At 63.0% G+C, this 16227-nt stretch carries 14 protein-coding genes and 1 pseudogene; 6 read left to right on the top strand and 9 right to left on the bottom strand.

Annotated features, from left to right (window positions below):
• The 4 genes from NCS03_RS28255 to NCS03_RS28270 form a co-directional block, all read right to left on the bottom strand.
• Positions 1 to 4277 (bottom strand): CheR family methyltransferase (locus NCS03_RS28255; RefSeq protein WP_250530278.1); only part of this gene is annotated, 4277 nt, incomplete at its 3' end.
• Between the two features lie 276 nt (positions 4278 to 4553).
• Positions 4554 to 5213, bottom strand: a complete 660-nt coding sequence (locus NCS03_RS28260) for a recombinase family protein (protein WP_051078960.1) — start codon at positions 5211 to 5213, stop codon at positions 4554 to 4556.
• A gap of 189 nt (positions 5214 to 5402) precedes the next feature.
• A complete protein-coding gene (locus NCS03_RS28265) occupies positions 5403 to 5630 on the bottom strand; it encodes a hypothetical protein (RefSeq protein WP_034470053.1) in 228 nt (75 codons plus the stop codon).
• Positions 5631 to 5798: 168 nt separating this feature from the next.
• Complete coding sequence (locus tag NCS03_RS28270; RefSeq protein ID WP_033536913.1) at positions 5799 to 6041, bottom strand: DUF6723 family protein; 243 nt, start codon at positions 6039 to 6041, stop codon at positions 5799 to 5801.
• A gap of 268 nt (positions 6042 to 6309) precedes the next feature.
• Here NCS03_RS28270 and NCS03_RS28275 point away from each other — a divergent pair, with 268 nt between their 5' ends.
• Positions 6310 to 6564 (top strand): hypothetical protein, encoded by a 255-nt coding sequence (locus NCS03_RS28275; protein ID WP_144403779.1) that lies wholly within the window; start codon positions 6310 to 6312, stop codon positions 6562 to 6564.
• A 5-nt stretch (positions 6565 to 6569) separates the two neighbouring features.
• On the opposite strand, the gene NCS03_RS28280 is transcribed toward NCS03_RS28275, so the two are convergent.
• Both NCS03_RS28280 and NCS03_RS28285 read right to left on the bottom strand, forming a co-directional pair.
• Complete coding sequence (locus tag NCS03_RS28280) at positions 6570 to 7202, bottom strand: LysE family translocator (RefSeq protein WP_250503760.1); 633 nt, start codon at positions 7200 to 7202, stop codon at positions 6570 to 6572.
• A gap of 98 nt (positions 7203 to 7300) precedes the next feature.
• A complete protein-coding gene (locus tag NCS03_RS28285) occupies positions 7301 to 8047 on the bottom strand; it encodes a glucose 1-dehydrogenase (RefSeq protein ID WP_008345970.1) in 747 nt (248 codons plus the stop codon).
• 160 nt (positions 8048 to 8207) lie between these two features.
• Between NCS03_RS28285 and NCS03_RS28290 the strand changes: the two genes are divergently transcribed.
• Positions 8208 to 9032: a class I SAM-dependent methyltransferase gene (locus NCS03_RS28290; RefSeq protein WP_250530279.1), complete on the top strand. Its 825-nt coding sequence runs from the start codon at positions 8208 to 8210 to the stop codon at positions 9030 to 9032.
• On the opposite strand, the gene NCS03_RS28295 is transcribed toward NCS03_RS28290, so the two are convergent.
• The 3 genes from NCS03_RS28295 to NCS03_RS28305 all read right to left on the bottom strand — a co-directional run bounded on the left by NCS03_RS28295 (position 9029) and on the right by NCS03_RS28305 (position 11870).
• Complete coding sequence (locus tag NCS03_RS28295) at positions 9029 to 10642, bottom strand: FAD-dependent monooxygenase (RefSeq protein ID WP_250530280.1); 1614 nt, start codon at positions 10640 to 10642, stop codon at positions 9029 to 9031. The two genes, NCS03_RS28290 and NCS03_RS28295, sit on opposite strands and share 4 nt — an antisense overlap.
• Before the next feature lie 89 nt (positions 10643 to 10731).
• Positions 10732 to 11019 carry a DUF1634 domain-containing protein gene (locus tag NCS03_RS28300; protein WP_250437486.1) on the bottom strand — a complete coding sequence of 96 codons (288 nt, stop codon included), beginning with the start codon at positions 11017 to 11019 and terminating at the stop codon, positions 10732 to 10734.
• Positions 11016 to 11870, bottom strand: coding sequence for a sulfite exporter TauE/SafE family protein (locus NCS03_RS28305; protein ID WP_250441587.1), 855 nt, complete (start codon positions 11868 to 11870; stop codon positions 11016 to 11018). Before NCS03_RS28305 ends, NCS03_RS28300 begins: the two co-directional genes overlap by 4 nt.
• 123 nt (positions 11871 to 11993) lie before the next feature.
• On the opposite strand from NCS03_RS28305, the gene NCS03_RS28310 reads away from it, so the two are divergent.
• From NCS03_RS28310 to icmH, 4 genes and pseudogenes are all read left to right on the top strand, one after another.
• Entirely contained in the window at positions 11994 to 12884 is an 891-nt protein-coding gene (locus tag NCS03_RS28310; RefSeq protein ID WP_008345979.1) for an IclR family transcriptional regulator, read from the top strand.
• 964 nt (positions 12885 to 13848) lie between these two features.
• Positions 13849 to 14289, top strand: a complete 441-nt coding sequence (locus NCS03_RS28315; protein WP_250530281.1) for a contractile injection system protein, VgrG/Pvc8 family — start codon at positions 13849 to 13851, stop codon at positions 14287 to 14289.
• A gap of 266 nt (positions 14290 to 14555) precedes the next feature.
• A pseudogene (gene tssK / locus NCS03_RS28320) lies at positions 14556 to 15500 on the top strand (type VI secretion system baseplate subunit TssK); the annotation flags it as partial.
• A complete protein-coding gene (icmH, locus tag NCS03_RS28325) occupies positions 15497 to 16225 on the top strand; it encodes a type IVB secretion system protein IcmH/DotU (protein WP_250530283.1) in 729 nt (242 codons plus the stop codon). The pseudogene tssK and the gene icmH, both read left to right, overlap by 4 nt.
• The last annotated feature ends 2 nt before the right edge of the window (positions 16226 to 16227 follow it).

The raw sequence follows: 16227 nt of genomic DNA on the forward strand, positions 1-16227 counted from the left end.
ATCAGATACCATTTGCCGTCGTGGCTCTCGACTTCGCGCTCGATGAGCTTGAGCGTATCGAAAGCCTGCTTCACGTCGTCCGCGAGCGAGGAATAGCGCAGCGAATGCGTGATGTCGAAGAGCGAGCGGCCGATATCGACGTCGATCAGCTTGAACACGCGCGTCGCGCTCGTCGTAAAGCGCTTGACGCGAATCTGCTTGTCGACGAACACCGTGGCGATTTCCGTCGCCGCGATGATGTTCTGCAGGTCGTCGTTCGCCTTCGCCGTGTCCTCGACGCGCGCCTGCAATTCGGCGTTGACCGTGGTCAGTTCCTCGTTCACCGATTGCAGTTCTTCCTTGCTGCTTTCGAGCTCTTCGGTCGCCGAGCGCAGCTCTTCGTTGATCGCCTGCAATTCCTCGTTCGACGCCTTCAGTTCCTCGACGGTCGTCTCATGCTGCTCGATCGTCGTCGCGAGTTGCTCGCGCGTGTGCTGCAGTTCGCGTTCCAGTTGCAACAAGAGCGGATCCTGGCCGCGTTGCTCGGGCAGTCCTTCGTCGGCCATGTGCTCTTGCACCTCGTCGAACAATACGAGGAAAAAGTCGGCGTTCACGCCGGTGTCATGAAATGGACGCACCGTCATGTTGACCCAGACGGCGCGGCCGTCCTGAGTCAGCTTGACGCGCCGCGCCTCGACGCTGCCGCCCGTCTGATGCGCGCGAAAGAGCGTCGTGCGCAGGTCGAGCCGCAACTCGGGCAGCACGAGCGCCATGATGTTCGAGGACAATTCGCCGCCGCCGTGCCGCAGGAATCGCCCGGCCGTCGTGGACAGATGCACGATGTTCGAATCGCGATCGACAACGACGCTAGGCGGCGCATATTCTTCCAGCACGCGCTGATGCAGCGCCGCGAAGGAGAAGCTGCGGCGCTCCGGCGTTTCGGGCCCGGCGGCCATGCTCACCGGCGCGGCGGTCGTCATCAGCTCTTCGCGCGGCCCGATGTTCGTGGGGCCAAGCGATGGAAACGAGACCGGCGGCTTCACGCGGTTCAGCACGGTGCGCGCGCGATAGTTGCGGCTCTTCTTGTCCACGATGGTGAAAAGATCGTCGGCGGTATCGGCGGATTCGGCCGTGCCGAGAAAGAGATAACCGCCCGCCCGCAGCGCGAAGTGAAAGAGCTCGAGCACTTGCCGCTGCACCGCGCGATCGAGATAGATCAGCACGTTGCGGCAGGAGATCAGATCGAGATGCGAAAACGGCGGATCGCGCAGCAGGCTGTGCGCGGCGAACAGAATGCGCTCGCGCACCGATTTGACGATCTGGTAGCGTCCGCCTTCGTGCTTGAAATAGCGGCGCAAAAGCTCAGACGGGATATCGGTCGCGATCGAGCCGAGATAGGAGCCGCTGCGCGCCTGCGCGATGGCGGGCTCGTCGATATCGGTGGCGAAGATCTGATAGGTCGCCTCGAAACCGGCGGTTTCGCGCGCCTGCGCGAGCATGATCGCGAGCGAATAGGCTTCCTCGCCGGTCGAGCAGCCGGGCACCCACACGCGTATCTGCGACTCGCCCTTGGTCGCGTCGAGCAACTGCGGCACGACATCGCGCCGCAGCGCGTCGAACGCCTCGCGATCGCGAAAGAACTGCGTCACGCCGATCAGCATGTCGGCGAGCAGCGACGTGGTCTCGTCCGGATTCGAGCGCAGATGATCGCGGTATGCGCCGATATCGCGCAGCCCGTTCACCTGCATGCGCCGCTCGATGCGCCGCAGGATGGTCGCGCGCTTGATCAGATACCATTTGCCGTCGTGGCTCTCGACTTCGCGCTCGATGAGCTTGAGCGTATCGAAAGCCTGCTTCACGTCGTCCGCGAGCGAGGAATAGCGCAGCGAATGCGTGATGTCGAAGAGCGAGCGGCCGATATCGACGTCGATCAGCTTGAACACGCGCGTCGCGCTCGTCGTAAAGCGCTTGACGCGAATCTGCTTGTCGACGAACACCGTGGCGATTTCCGTCGCCGCGATGATGTTCTGCAGGTCGTCGTTCGCCTTCGCCGTGTCCTCGACGCGCGCCTGCAATTCGGCGTTGACCGTGGTCAGTTCCTCGTTCACCGATTGCAGTTCTTCCTTGCTGCTTTCGAGCTCTTCGGTCGCCGAGCGCAGCTCTTCGTTGATCGCCTGCAATTCCTCGTTCGACGCCTTCAGTTCCTCGACGGTCGTCTCATGCTGCTCGATCGTCGTCGCGAGTTGCTCGCGCGTGTGCTGCAGTTCGCGTTCCAGTTGCAACAAGAGCGGATCCTGGCCGCGTTGCTCGGGCAGTCCTTCGTCGGCCATGTGCTCTTGCACCACGTCAAACAATACGAGAAAAACGACGGCTTTCACGCCGGTGACATTAAATGGACCCACCGTATTGTTGACCCAGACGGCGGGGCCGTCCTGAGTCAGATTGACGCCCCGCGCCTCGACGCTGCCGCCCGTCTGATGCGCGCGAAAGAGCGTCGTGCGCAGGTCGAGCCGCAACTCGGGCAGCACGAGCGCCATGATGTTCGAGGACAATTCGCCGCCGCCGTGCCGCAGGAATCGCCCGGCCGTCGTGGACAGATGCACGATGTTCGAATCGCGATCGACAACGACGCTAGGCGGCGCATATTCTTCCAGCACGCGCTGATGCAGCGCCGCGAAGGAGAAGCTGCGGCGCTCCGGCGTTTCGGGCCCGGCGGCCATGCTCACCGGCGCGGCGGTCGTCATCAGCTCTTCGCGCGGCCCGATGTTCGTGGGGCCAAGCGATGGAAACGAGACCGGCGGCTTCACGCGGTTCAGCACGGTGCGCGCGCGATAGATGCGGCTCTTCTTGTCCACGATGGTGAAAAGATCGTCGGCGGTATCGGCGGATTCGGCCGTGCCGAGAAAGAGATAACCGCCCGCCCGCAGCGCGAAGTGAAAGAGCTCGAGCACTTGCCGCTGCACCGCGCGATCGAGATAGATCTGCACGTTGCGGCAGGAGATCAGATCGAGATGCGAAAACGGCGGATCGCGCAGCAGGCTGTGCGCGGCGAACAGAATGCGCTCGCGCACCGATTTGACGATCTGGTAGCGTCCGCCTTCGTGCTTGAAATAGCGGCGCAAAAGCTCAGACGGGATATCGGTCGCGATCGAGCCGAGATAGGAGCCGCTGCGCGCCTGCGCGATGGCGGGCTCGTCGATATCGGTGGCGAAGATCTGATAGGTCGCCTCGAAACCGGCGGTTTCGCGCGCCTGCGCGAGCATGATCGCGAGCGAATAGGCTTCCTCGCCGGTCGAGCAGCCGGGCACCCACACGCGTATCTGCGACTCGCCCTTGGTCGCGTCGAGCAACTGCGGCACGACATCGCGCCGCAGCGCGTCGAACGCCTCGCGATCGCGAAAGAACTGCGTCACGCCGATCAGCATGTCGGCGAGCAGCGACGTGGTCTCGTCCGGATTCGAGCGCAGATGATCGCGGTATGCGCCGATATCGCGCAGCCCGTTCACCTGCATGCGCCGCTCGATGCGCCGCAGGATGGTCGCGCGCTTGTAATGACGGAAATCGTGTCCGGTGCGAACGCGCAGCTGCATGAGGATATCGCCCAGCGCGCGCTCGGCGCTGCCCGCCGTGGGCGGCGTTTCCTTCTCGGCCGCTTCGTTGGCCTCGGCGATCGGCAGGTGGATTTTCTTGGCGTTGTTCCAGAGATCCAGCAGCTTCTCAGGCATCTCCGCCGCCGGCAGGATGAAATCGACCTGGCGCGTGGTGATCGCGTGTTGCGGCATTTCGGCGAAATGCGCGTCTTCCGGTTTCTGCGCGACGGTGATGCCGCCCATCTCCTTGATGCGCGAGAGTCCCGCCGCGCCATCGGAGCCCGAGCCGGACATCACGATGCCGATCGAACGCGTGCCGTGCGCCGAGGCGAGCGTGGCGAAAAAGTGGTCGATGGTCGTGGGCGCGCCGTTGGCCGCGCGATCCACCGCACGAAGATGACCCTCCGACATTTCCAGATGCTTGTCGGGCGCGTTGATATAGATATGATTCTTCTCGATGGCCGTGGTCGCGGAGACCTGCTTGACCGGCATGTCCGTCACGCGTTGCAGGACTTCATCGGCGCGGCTCAGGCGATCCGCCGGCAAATGCACGATGACCACGAACGCCATGTCCATTTCGGCCGGCGCGTTATCGAAGAAATTGAGCAATGCTTCGATGCCGCCCGCGGACGCGCCCATGCCGACTACGGCGAAAGGCAAGGGTTCGAAGTTCTCGGATGCCGCCGCCTTCGATCGACTGCTGGTCATGTCTCCGAATCCTCCGGGTTCATCCCTTGTTTCCGATCACCGCGCATATTGTTTGAGTTCACTCGTGAGCCATGTCGTTGTAATGAAAACCCGGCGCGGGACGCGCGTCGCGCCTCTTGAGGCATCGATTGTAGTGTACGCAACGCGACCATTCGGCGCGCGGGTTTCAATTCGACGCGTTTGGCACGCGTCGTCAGACATGGAAGCATAAAACCGGCCGCTGCGTCAGGACACGCAGGGAGAGAAACGTCGCCCGGAGACGAACCGTGCGTCGCGCTACTTCGCGTCGTTGGCGGCGAGCGGTTCGGGTCCGTCCGGAGCCTCGATGACCGCGTGCACCGCGCGCTCTTGCGGCGGAGCGGCGTGCGCGTTGCGCAAGCGCATGATGGTCTGCCGCGACGTGTTGAGCGAGCGGGCGATCTCGGTCACGGTGAGGCCGGCGTCGAGACCGAGCATCGCCTGACGTTGCTGCGCTTCAGAAAGCGAACTCGGGCGGCCCTGCGCAACGCCACGCTCCTTGGCGGCGCTCGCCGCCTCGCGCGCGCGGCTGCGGCGCGTGACGCGTTCGAGCTCTTCCGCGAGCCGCAGCGTCTCGACGAACGCGAGACCTTCCTTCGAGCACAGATCGCTCTTGCCGTACGCGAGACAGATCGTGGCGATGCCGCGCCGCTCCAGCAGGCCGATCGTCGCGACGACGTCCTGCACGCTGTTGCCGAGACACCAGAGTCTCGTCGTGATCATCGTGTCGCCCGCCTGCAGCCGTCGCAACGCGCGCTGGAACGCGGGGCGCGCAGCCGCGGCGATCGTGCAGCTGCAGCGCTCGACGAAGACCGCGCTCATATCGACGAGAAAACCCGCGGAGTCTATCTCCAGCAAGTCGCGCTCGTGGGTCGGTACACCTCTGCTTTCCTCGAAAACGTATACGACGGTTGCCATCGGTTCGGCCTTTTCCCGGTGCAAAGATCGTGCGCGAGCCATAACGGACAGACGCACGGATGCCTGCAGTATGACAGTCCGAAACGCGCGTTCAAGGTACGAAACCCGTTATTTTCGGACTTTCGGACGCAGTCGAAGGAACGAGCGGGATCCCGCTCGACTTGTTTCGAAACGATGCGAACGATCGTTTCAGGCGGCGGCTGCCGAATGCCACAGACGGCGGTCCACCTCGTCCTTGCCCGCGACGAGCGCGAACGCACGGGCTTCCTCGACGGACGCGAAATGTCCAAGCACGCCCGTCGCGCGCTGGAGCCCTCCGGTGTCGGAGATGATCGTCATCGCGGCGTAGAGACCGCCGTCGAATGCGGCCATCGGCATGATGACGAAGCCGCGATAGGTGACTTGAGGCTGGTTCATGGCGTGCCCTCTCTCTTTTATCTAATGACCGTCCCTTGCTCTTTCGGGCAGTGTGAATGCCCGTAGGCTGTGCGCAGATTGTCCATCAGAAGAATGAGCCGACGATCAGGGGAAACCATAATCAAATATCGTACGAAAGTAATCCCTTTAGGCGGCACGACCGTACGTTCACAACTCCGGGCGCGCCAGGTCGGCCTTCACGAGCTCGTCGCCTCGGTCGAGCGCGGCGGCGACCGCGGCCGCCTTCGACGGAAACGGACCGATGCTGTCGGCGCCGTCGAATGGAAACAGCAGCTTGCCGTCGGTTTTGCGCACGACCTTGAGCGTGCCGAAAAAACCGCTTGCGCTGCTGCCCCGGTACGAGGCGTAAATTTGAAAGTCGTCCTCGCTGGTTCCGGGCGTAGGCGTCATCGTGCGCGTCGGATACAGGACCAGCTTAGGGCGTCGGCCGCTCGATTGATTCACTGGAATCACCGCTTCTCATGTCGATGATTCATTGTGGGACACCGCACATGCGCTCATCGTGTACTTAACGCATCCCTTCGCGCCGCTATTGCAAAGGGGGTCGACGGCATGTCCATTGCTGCATGCCAAGACCCGAAAACCGGGCGACTTGCGCATAAACCGCGCGAAGTCCCAATGCCCGAGACCGATAACAAGAACGATGAAGGAAGCGCAAATGCGGGCCACCATCCTCTCTCACGAAGTACCGTCGGAAGTATCGTCCGTGGAGGTGCATCGGTTCAGCTTCAGGATCGACGACGAGCCGTCGCGACCCATGACCGAATTCATATCGCTGCGCACGGCGCGCGTGCTCGTGCAGCACTTCGAGGATGGCAACGCGTTCATCCGGATGCTGCGGGCGATCGTCGCCGCGCGTCGCGACGAATACGACGACCTGCTCGGACGCGTGTATACGGATCATCCCGGCTGAAAGGATCAGCGGCGCGCTTCGGTCGCCATTCTCAACGCGAGGCCGGCGAGCACGGTGCCCATCAGCCAGCGTTGGATCAGCAGCCATGCGGGCTTGCGCGCGAGAAAGAGCGCGATGGTTCCGGCGGTCATCGCGACGATCGAATTGACGGTGATGCTGAGGATGATCTGCACGACGCCGAGCACGAGCGACTGGCCGAGCACGCCGCCGTGCGAAGGATCGATGAACTGCGGCAACAGCGACAGATACAGCACCGCGATCTTCGGATTCAGCAGGTTGGTGACGAAGCCCATCGTGAAGAGCTTGCGCGGGCTGTCGATCGGCAGATCGCGCACCTGAAACGGCGAGCGTCCGCCGGGCTTCACGGCCTGCCACGCGAGATAGAGCAGATAGAGCGCGCCGCCGAAGCGCAACGCGTCATAGGCGAACGGGATTGCGATGAGGAGCGCGGTGATGCCGAACGCCGCGAATAGCATGTAGACCACGAAGCCGAGCGCGACGCCGCCGAGCGAGATGAGTCCTGCGCTGCGGCCCTGACAGATCGAGCGCGAGATCAGATAGACCATGTTCGGCCCTGGCGTGAGCGCCATGCCGAGCGCGACCAGGGCGAAAGCGAACAGTTGCGGCGCATGAGGCATCGACGGACTCCGGCGGAAATAATGTCGATGCATTCTGCCGCGCGGTTTTCCACGACGCCAGATACGGAACCGGCGTCGCCCGTCGATACACTTCGTGTTTAACGCATGCCGCCGCTTGCAATGAGACTTTCGCCGGTCATCCAGCGCGCGTCGTCGGATGCGAGGAACACCGCGATTGATGCGATATCGTCCGGCTGACCGAGACGTCCGAGCGGCGTTTGCGCGAGCGCGGCCTTGTCGAAGTCGGAATCGATGATGCCCGCGCTATGCGTGCCTTCGGTCACGACGACACCCGGATTGATCGAGTTCACGCGAATCTTGCGCGCGCCCAGCTCGCGTGCGAGCACGCCCGTGATCGCATCGACGGCGCCTTTGGTGCCGCTGTAGACCGCGCTCGTCGGCGGCGTGATACGCGTCACGACCGAACTCACGTTGATGATGCTCGCGCCTTCGCCGAGGTGTTTCGCGGCGGCTTGCGTCGTCAGCAGCGTGCCGAGCACGTTGATGTTGAACTGTCTATGAAAGTGCTCTTCGGTGATCTCTTCGAGCGCGGCGAATTCATAGACGCCCGAGTTGTTCACGAGGATATCGAGGCGTCCGTAGGTCTCGATCGCCGCATTCACGATGCCCTGCGCATCGGCCGCTTTCGACACGTCGCCGCCGACGGCGATCGCCTTGCCGTTCGATGCCGTGATCTCCGCGACGACTGCATCCGCGCCCGCCTTGCTGCTCGCATAATTGACGACGACCGACGCGCCTTCTGCCGCGAGCGCCTTTGCAATCCCGGCTCCGATACCTTTCGATGCGCCCGTGACGACCGCGACCTTGCCTGCGAGTTTGCTCATGATGGAATCCTTGAAGAGGTTATTTAATGCCCGGATGCGCCGTTGCGTTTTGCAAGAGCGGCGCGACAGGATGAAATGTAGCCATCTCCGCCAAGGCGATAAAGCAGCGTAGAGTGAAAAGACTTGAGGCCTCACGCGAATAATCGATCGGAGACGGCGCATGAATACGACTATGCCTCGCACGGACGTTCAGTTCGCCGGTCAGATTCCCGAGCTTTACGAGCGGCTTCTCGTGCCGATGCTCTTTGCGCCCTACGCCGAAGATCTTGCAGCGCGCGCGGCGGCGCTCGCTCCATCGCGCGTGCTGGAAACGGCAGCGGGCACCGGCGCCGTCACGCGCGCGATGGCGCTTGCATTGCCCGCTCATGTCGATATCGTCGCGACCGATTTGAATCAGGCGATGCTCGATCGCGCCGCGACGACGCCCATCGGACGCACCATGACATGGCGGCAGGCGAACGCGTTGCAGTTGCCTTTCGACGATGCAAGCTTCGATATCGTCGTCTGTCAGTTCGGCGCGATGTTCTTTCCCGACAAGCCCGCGGCTTTCGCAGAAGCGCGTCGCGTGCTGCGGCCGGGCGGCGCGCTGCTCTTTAACATATGGGATCGCATCGAAGAGAACGCGTTTGCCAATACGATCACCGATGCACTCGGCCATCTCTTTCCCGATGATCCGCCGCTTTTCATGAAGCGCACGCCGCACGGCTACTTCGATCGCGGAGCGATTTCACGCGATCTCGCATCGGCGGGCTTCGACGCGATGCCGCGTTTCGAAACCGTCACGCGACGCAGCCGCGCATCGTCGGCGCAAGAGGTCGCGCTCGCCTATTGCCAGGGCACACCGTTGCGCAACGAGATCGAATCGCGTGCGGGCGCGAGTCTGGACGAAGCGACATCGATATGCGCGCAAGCCATCGCCGCGCGCTTCGGCTCCGACTATCCGGACGGGAAGATTCAGGCGCACGTCATCGAAATCCGGCGCTAACCGAGCACGCGTCCGAGCCATGCAATCAACGCATCCGGCGAGCAACGCGCGCTTCTATAACCGATATGTCCGTCCGGCCGCACGACCCACGCCATGCCGTTCTTCGCGCCGAAGGCATCGGCGAATTCGCGCGCTTCGTCGCTCAACGTCCGATACGCTTCACACGCAGGCACGAACGACGCCGCCTTCGCAACGTCCGGCGACACGATCAGCACCGCGCTCGCCGCCGTGCCGAGTGCGGCGCGCCATGCTTCGACCGTTGCAGCGAACGCGGCGACGCGTGCGCCATCGGCATCGTCATCGATATAGCCGATGAGCGTGTGACGTCCGCGTCCGAGATGATCGTGCAAGCGCTGCGCATGACCGATGAACGCCTCCACGAGACCGCCGGCTTGCGGTGCACGATCCCCGGGCGCGGGCAATTCGGGCGTCATGTCGATGGTTTCGTCTGCAACTATCGAGCTGCTGCCGCGATAACTCACCAGCAATTGCGTCTCGCGCATCGCGGGCTTGATCTCGCCGTGCGCGAGAACCGTGTTCAGCGCGCGGCTCGTCGATTCGACGACATCGAGCCCGACTGGCCGCCGCTCCGCTTCGTAACTGTCGAGCAGCGTCTGACTCGCGAGACCGCGCGACGCGAGCGTGAGTTTCCACGCGAGATTGTGGACGTCCTGCAAGCCCGTGTTCATGCCCTGCCCGCCGACGGGCGGATGAATATGCGCCGCATCGCCTGCGAGAAACACGCGGCCGCGCGAATACTGCTGCGCGATCCGGTGACTCACGCGATACACCGATGACCAGCGCATCGACGAAAGCCGCGTGCCCTTCGGCAGGACCGGCAGCATGATGCGCTCGATCTCGTCGAAAGCGGGCGTGGCGTTCGGCGCGTGTCTGGCGGCATCGTCGGGAAGCAGGACCATCGACAGACGATAGCGACGCACCGAACCGCGCACCGGCAACGCGGCGAGCGTCGTCGATGCGGCCCTGTCCTCACCCGACACATTGAAGCGATACATCCTTCCGCGCGGCAGATTCCAGTCGACATCGACATCGGCGAGCATGAAGGTCTGCGGATACTGATCTCCTTCGAACGCGACGTTCAGATGACGACGCACCGTGCTGCGCGCGCCGTCGCAGCCGACGAGCCAGCTGCATCGAACCGTGCGGCTCTCGCCACACGCGTCCTGTACGCATGCGTCGATGGCATCGGCCGATTCGGTGAAATCGATGAGCGTCGCCCCGTATTCGACGTGCCCGCCGTTGCGCGCGAGCGCCGCTTCGAGAATGCGTTCCGTCTCGAACTGCGCGAGCGAGAGCGCGCCGTACGGCAGCCCGACGCGCGGCACTTCGGCGCTGAACGCGGGCGCGCCGTCCTGATACGTGTCGGCGCCGGTCAGCCACACGCCCGCATCGATCGCGTCGCGCGCGATGCCGATATCCTCGAAAATCTCAAGCGTGCGCGCCGTGACGCCCAGCGCCTTCACGAAAAACGCGCGCTCGTCGTGTGCATCGATGATGCGCACGTTCACGCCATCGCGGCGCAGTTCGGCAGCCAGCATGAGGCCGACGGGCCCCGCACCGGCGATCAGCACATCGGTCGAATCGAACATGATGCGTGTTTCTCCTGAGGAAACCGGCGAATGTCATCGACTGCCGTCAGGGAGAATAACCGCTGGATGCGCGCTCGTGGCGATGTGCATCAACCGGCGAGCGGCCCGAGACGCATGCCGATCGCGCAGCCCGCCGCGATCACGAGAAGCACGGTCGCGGCGATCGTCGCGTAGAGGAAATCGCGTTGCCGCGCGAACACGGCGAGCATCAGCACGACGCGCAGCGCCGGCAGCAAGATGAAGAGCGCGACGCCCGCCGTCAGAAGTTTCGTGCCGGCGAAGAGACCCGCGCCGATCAGCGCGCACGCGGCCCACGTGCCGCACTGTAGAAAACCGGCGAGCAGGCGATCGAGCGTTTTCGGCGTGAGGTCCTTCATCGCAGCAGATCGATACCGATGCCTTGCATGAACATCTGACAGGCGACGAGCAGCAGCATCGACAGAAACAGCAGGCGCAGGCGCTCGCCGCGCACTTTCATCAGCACGCGCGCGCCCGCGATCGCGCCGATCACCGAGCCGAGCGCGACCGGTCCCGCGATCGCGCTCACGATCTCCCCGCGCAGAAAATACGCGCTCGCGCTCGCGGCGGCCGTGACGCCGATCATGAAGTTCGACGTCGCCGTCGATACCTTGATCGGCAGACGCAATGCGTTGTCCATCGCCGGAATCTTCAGGATGCCGCTGCCGATGCCGAGCAGCGCGGAAACGAGTCCTGCCGCGTACATCAACGTGAGGCCGACGGGCACGCGGCGCACTTCGTAAGGGATGTCGCGACGCAAGGTTCTGTCGGGGTAGCTGGAATGAAGGCCGAGCGCGGCGGCGAGTCCGTTCGATGGAATCGGCCTCGACGTGCCCGCCGGATCTTCGCGGCGGATGAACATCTGCCACGCCGACACCAGCAGCACGCCCGCGAAGAGGAAATCGAGCGCGGCCACCGGTACGACGCCCGCGACGAACACGCCCGTCAGCGCGCCGAGCGTCGTGCCGGTTTCGAGTACGACGGCGAGCCGCACGTTCGTCAGACCGCCGCGCAGAAACGCGGCCGCGCCGCCGCAGGAACACGCGATCACCGACACGATGCTCGTGCCGATGGCGGCGTGCATGTCGATATGGAAGAACATCGTCAGGATGGGCACGATGAACAGGCCGCTCGCCATGCCCAGCATGCCGCCCGCCGCGCTCGCGCCCAGGCCCGTGCAAAAGAGCCAGAATGTGGCTTCGAAACTCATCGTCAAAGCATCGGTGAGGTATCGCCAAAGAATCAATATAACATGTTATAACGAGCGGCAAAAGCCGACGATGCATGGTCTCGCGCTATGATTGCCCATTGCACGACGACAACGACAGCCAACATGGCCCGACGAAGCAAACAGGAAGACATTCAGGCGGAGACTCTCGACACGACGGATGAGGACGCGTCATCTGGCGGCGGTTCCAGCTATCTCGTGCCGGGCCTCGAACGCGGCTTGCGCATCCTCGCCGAATTCTCGGCGCGCGAGCCGGTGCTGGCCGCGCCGGAGCTCTCGCGGCGCATCGGCATTCCGCGCACGACGACGTTCCGTCTGCTGCAAACGCTCGAAGCGCTGGGCTTTCTCGAACGCGTGAACGGCGATCGTAGTTTCCGGCTCGGCGTCGCCGTGCTGCGGCTTGGGTTTGAGTACGTCAACTCGCTGGAGCTGACCGATTTCGGCACGCCGATTCTCGAACGTCTGCGCGATGCGACCGGGCTTTCGACACATCTGCTGATCCGCGATCAGCGCGATGTCGTGTTCGTCGCGAAAGCGCAGAGTCATGAGCCGCTGTTCAGCTCGGTGAAGGTGCATGTCGGTACGCGTCTTCCTGCTCATGCGACCGTGCATGGTCATGTGCTGATGGGCGATTTGTCGATGGCCGCGCTGAAGGCGCTTTATCCCGAGGCTCAACTGGAGAAGTATACGGAGCGGACGCCCGCGACTATCGAGGAGCTTTACGAACGCGTGGAAGAATGTGCTTCGCTCGGGTATGGGCTCAGTGAAGCATCGTTCGAGCGGGGGATTTCGGTCGTTACTGCGCCCGTACGGGATCATTCCGGCGCGATCGTCGCGGCGGTGGCGGCGACCGTGCCGCGGTCGGATATCGGCGCCGATGATGAGAAAGCGCGGCTTGTCGCGAAGGTATGTGGCGCTGCGGTCGAGCTTTCCATGCGGCTGAATTATCGGCCTTCTGAGGGGGACCGTACTGTGGGGCGCGCTGCGAGTGCTTGAGGTTTTCTCTCGCCGGATCCCGTTTTCTTTTTGGTCTATTAGCACTGCCCCTGTGCGGGGCGGCGGTCACTTTCTTTGCTGCAAAGAAAGTAAGTTTTCTTATCTACGAGTTTAATATTAAAAGAATTTCTCGACCGTCGAATACCGCGAGCGTACACATTAGTAGACACTAGGAGTGTCGAGCAAAAACGCCGCATCGACGCTTTCGCGCATTCCGCCAAGTTCGGTCCTGAGACAAGCCGCACTTGTTACGTCGCGCATTTCATAAAGACTGTCTTCATGGTTGCGCATCGTGTCGACGGTTCTTTGAAGCGTGCGAAATAGCAGTCGCATGGCAGCGATACGTGGATCGAGCGTGGAAGGCTCGGAGTACGCTGAGGAAGGTTGTCGCCGTGAGGATGCGTGTGAGACTGCCGATTGTTTTTGATGTAGCACCGGTCTAGCTCCTGTTTTGGACAAACCCGGAGCCGCCCCCTTTCTCTCAGTTGGGGGCGGGCGGGAACAATGACAGGGTTGGAAGACCGGGACGCTACACCATTGCCAGCAACCCTCGCGGGTTCTCTGCCACGTCCCGCTCTTAGGCCCGACAAAGCATCGAGCGCCGTTGGTCAGATGGCGCACGTGGTCTAGCTGCGCTCCATGTCGAAAGAGCGCGACGAACGTCAGCCGGCATTGCGCGGGCTCACGGGTGCAGAGTGTCTTCAAAACCGCCGAGTCCTGGCTGGCGCTACCACGCGCCAGCGATGTAATTATGCGTCGCACCTGCGCGAAATCATTTTAAGAGAAATCCGACCTTGTATTGCTGCTTCTTGGCAGTGTCTTTGGCCTAAGGGTTTTTTTTGCTTCCTCTCGAAATAATTCCCGCCTACGTTTCGCCGGTCGTGCGCTGAATCCGTATGCGCCCGATTAGATAGGAATGTTTATCAGGCCATGGCCTGACAGCATCTCGATGCAGGGAATCTGAATGGAAGCACAATCAAAGCGATCCACCGCCCTCGCGCGCTGGATCACGGCCAGGCAGAACTACTATCTCAAGGTGCGAGGCGCACCGCCGAGCGATGGCCTCTCGATCATCTCCGTCAAGGCGATCGAGCGGCTAGGCAGTCCGTATCACATCACGCTTGAACTGACCGCCAATGTGGAACTGGCGCGCGCCGACTATCTCGGGCACAACGCGACGTTCAGCATCGAGCCGTTACCCGGCGACGGCACGCCGCGCGAGTGGAACGGCAACATCACGCGCTTCACACGAACTCGCAAGACGCGCGACTTCTGCGCGTATCGCGTCGTGGTCGAATCGCCGCTTGCGCGTTTGCGCATCACCAAGCGCTCGCGCATCTACCAGAACAAGACCGTGCCCGAGATCATCGAGGCGATCTTGCGCGATCACGATTACCACGCGTGACGACAGCGATTACGCCGAGCTGGACGAGAACGGTCACTACACCGTGCGCTTCGACTTCGACACGGATCAATGGCCCAGAGGCGGCGAGAGCGTTCGCCTGCGGCTCGCGAAACCGTTCGCGGGCGCGAATCAGACGGGCTTTCACCTGCCGCTCCTACGCGATACCGAGGTCGGCATAGCCTTCGCGGGCGGCGATCCGCGCTGTCCCTATATCGCTCATGCTCATCACCACAGCCACGCGACCGACCTAATTCATGGGCGCAATGGATGGAAACGGCACCGACGAAAGCGAAATCGCCGCGGAACGTCATGCCGTGCGTCTGCTGTTCGATTTCGAGCCGCACGCCGATGACACCGTTTGCGCCATCGCACGCCTCGTCCGTTCCACGAGCGGCCAGTTCCAGCTCGACCGGCGCTACGTGCCGCCTTGCCTGTCGCTGGGCGCGCATGAGCTTCACGTCGAGCGCATCGGCCGGATCGCCGACATCCTGCTGGCGAAGAGCCTCGCCCTCGGCGCGCGGCGCAGCGAGCGCATCGAACAGGTCGCGGAATACGGCGTCGCCGACGTGCAGTTGTTCTGGCTTCTGCATTGCATCCATGCCGCGTGGCCGCAACTCCGATTCCTCGCTTCGAATCCGAACTTGCCGCCCGAGCGCTTGTACACGGTCCTCGCCGAGCTCGCCAGCGCGTTGATGACGTTCTCCACGAGCTCGCAGCTCACGTACATTCCTGCGTACGACCACGTCCGCGCCGACGAAGTGTTTGCGGAAATCGAATCGATGATCCGGAACTTGCTGGATGCGATCATCCCGTCGCGTGTCGTGCCGATCGATCTCGCGCACGAGAACGCGACGACGTGGACCGGCCAGATTCTCGACACCCGTATCGCCGATGGCGCCGCCGACTGGTATCTGTCGGTCAATTCGACGCTGCCCGCGTTCGAACTCGTCGAACGCATTCCGCGGCTGTGCAAGATCGGCGCGCCGGACGAGGTCGATCACATCGTCAATTCGGCTCTGGCAGGTATCGCGTTGAAGGCCGTTCAGCGCGTGCCGGCGGCAATTCCCGTGCGCCTCGATAACCAGTACTTCGCGCTCGATGCCGCGAGTCCCGCGCACGCGCGGATGCTGGCCGCGCGTGCATGCCAGATCTATCTGCCGACATCCGTCCCGGATGTCTCGCTCGAACTCTACGCGGTGCTGCGCTCATGAACATGCTGTCCACGTCTTCCGCACACTCGAGCCTCGTCGAGCCGGCTCCGGGCGTCGCGCCGTCGGTCATGACCGGTATCCGCGATCTGCTGCGCGACACCGCGCTCTTCGTCGCGAATCTGTCGACAGGCGGCTCCTCTGCCGAGTTCGCATCGTTGCGTGCGCACTGCAAGTCGATGACCGACGAATTCAGCGCGGCGCTCCATCTCCGAGGCTATCCGGACGACGTACGCGAGGACGCGGTGAAGGCCCAATGCGCCTTGCTCGACGAAACGGCGCTGCATCATCTCTCCGATGAAGAGAAGCCGCTGTGGTCCGCACAGCCTTTGCAGGTCGAGAGGTTCAAGCAGCACGACGGCGGCGAACGCGTCTTCGAGCGGCTGGAGTTCCGCATGCGCGAACACTCGCCGCAAGTCGATCTGCTCGAGTGTTACGCGGCGATTCTCGGACTGGGCTTTCGCGGCCGATATTCGGGCAATGGCGAGAATCAGCGTCTGGCACTCATCGATGAGTTGAGCGCGCTGATCGCGCGCCTTCGTCCCGAAAGCGAGCGCTCGCTCGTCATCGACCAGCCGGGCCGGCGCTTCGGCAACTGGCTTCGGCGCATCTCGCCGTGGGCCGTCGCCGGAATCGGCTGCGCCGTCGCGCTCGTTACGTGGTTCATCTGGCACGTCACCCTCGACATGCAGCTCGCCGCGCTGATTCCCAACGCAGTCAAGCCGTGAGC

The organism is Caballeronia sp. ATUFL_F1_KS4A, from assembly GCF_023630905.1.
Lineage (GTDB): Bacteria > Pseudomonadota > Gammaproteobacteria > Burkholderiales > Burkholderiaceae > Caballeronia > Caballeronia zhejiangensis.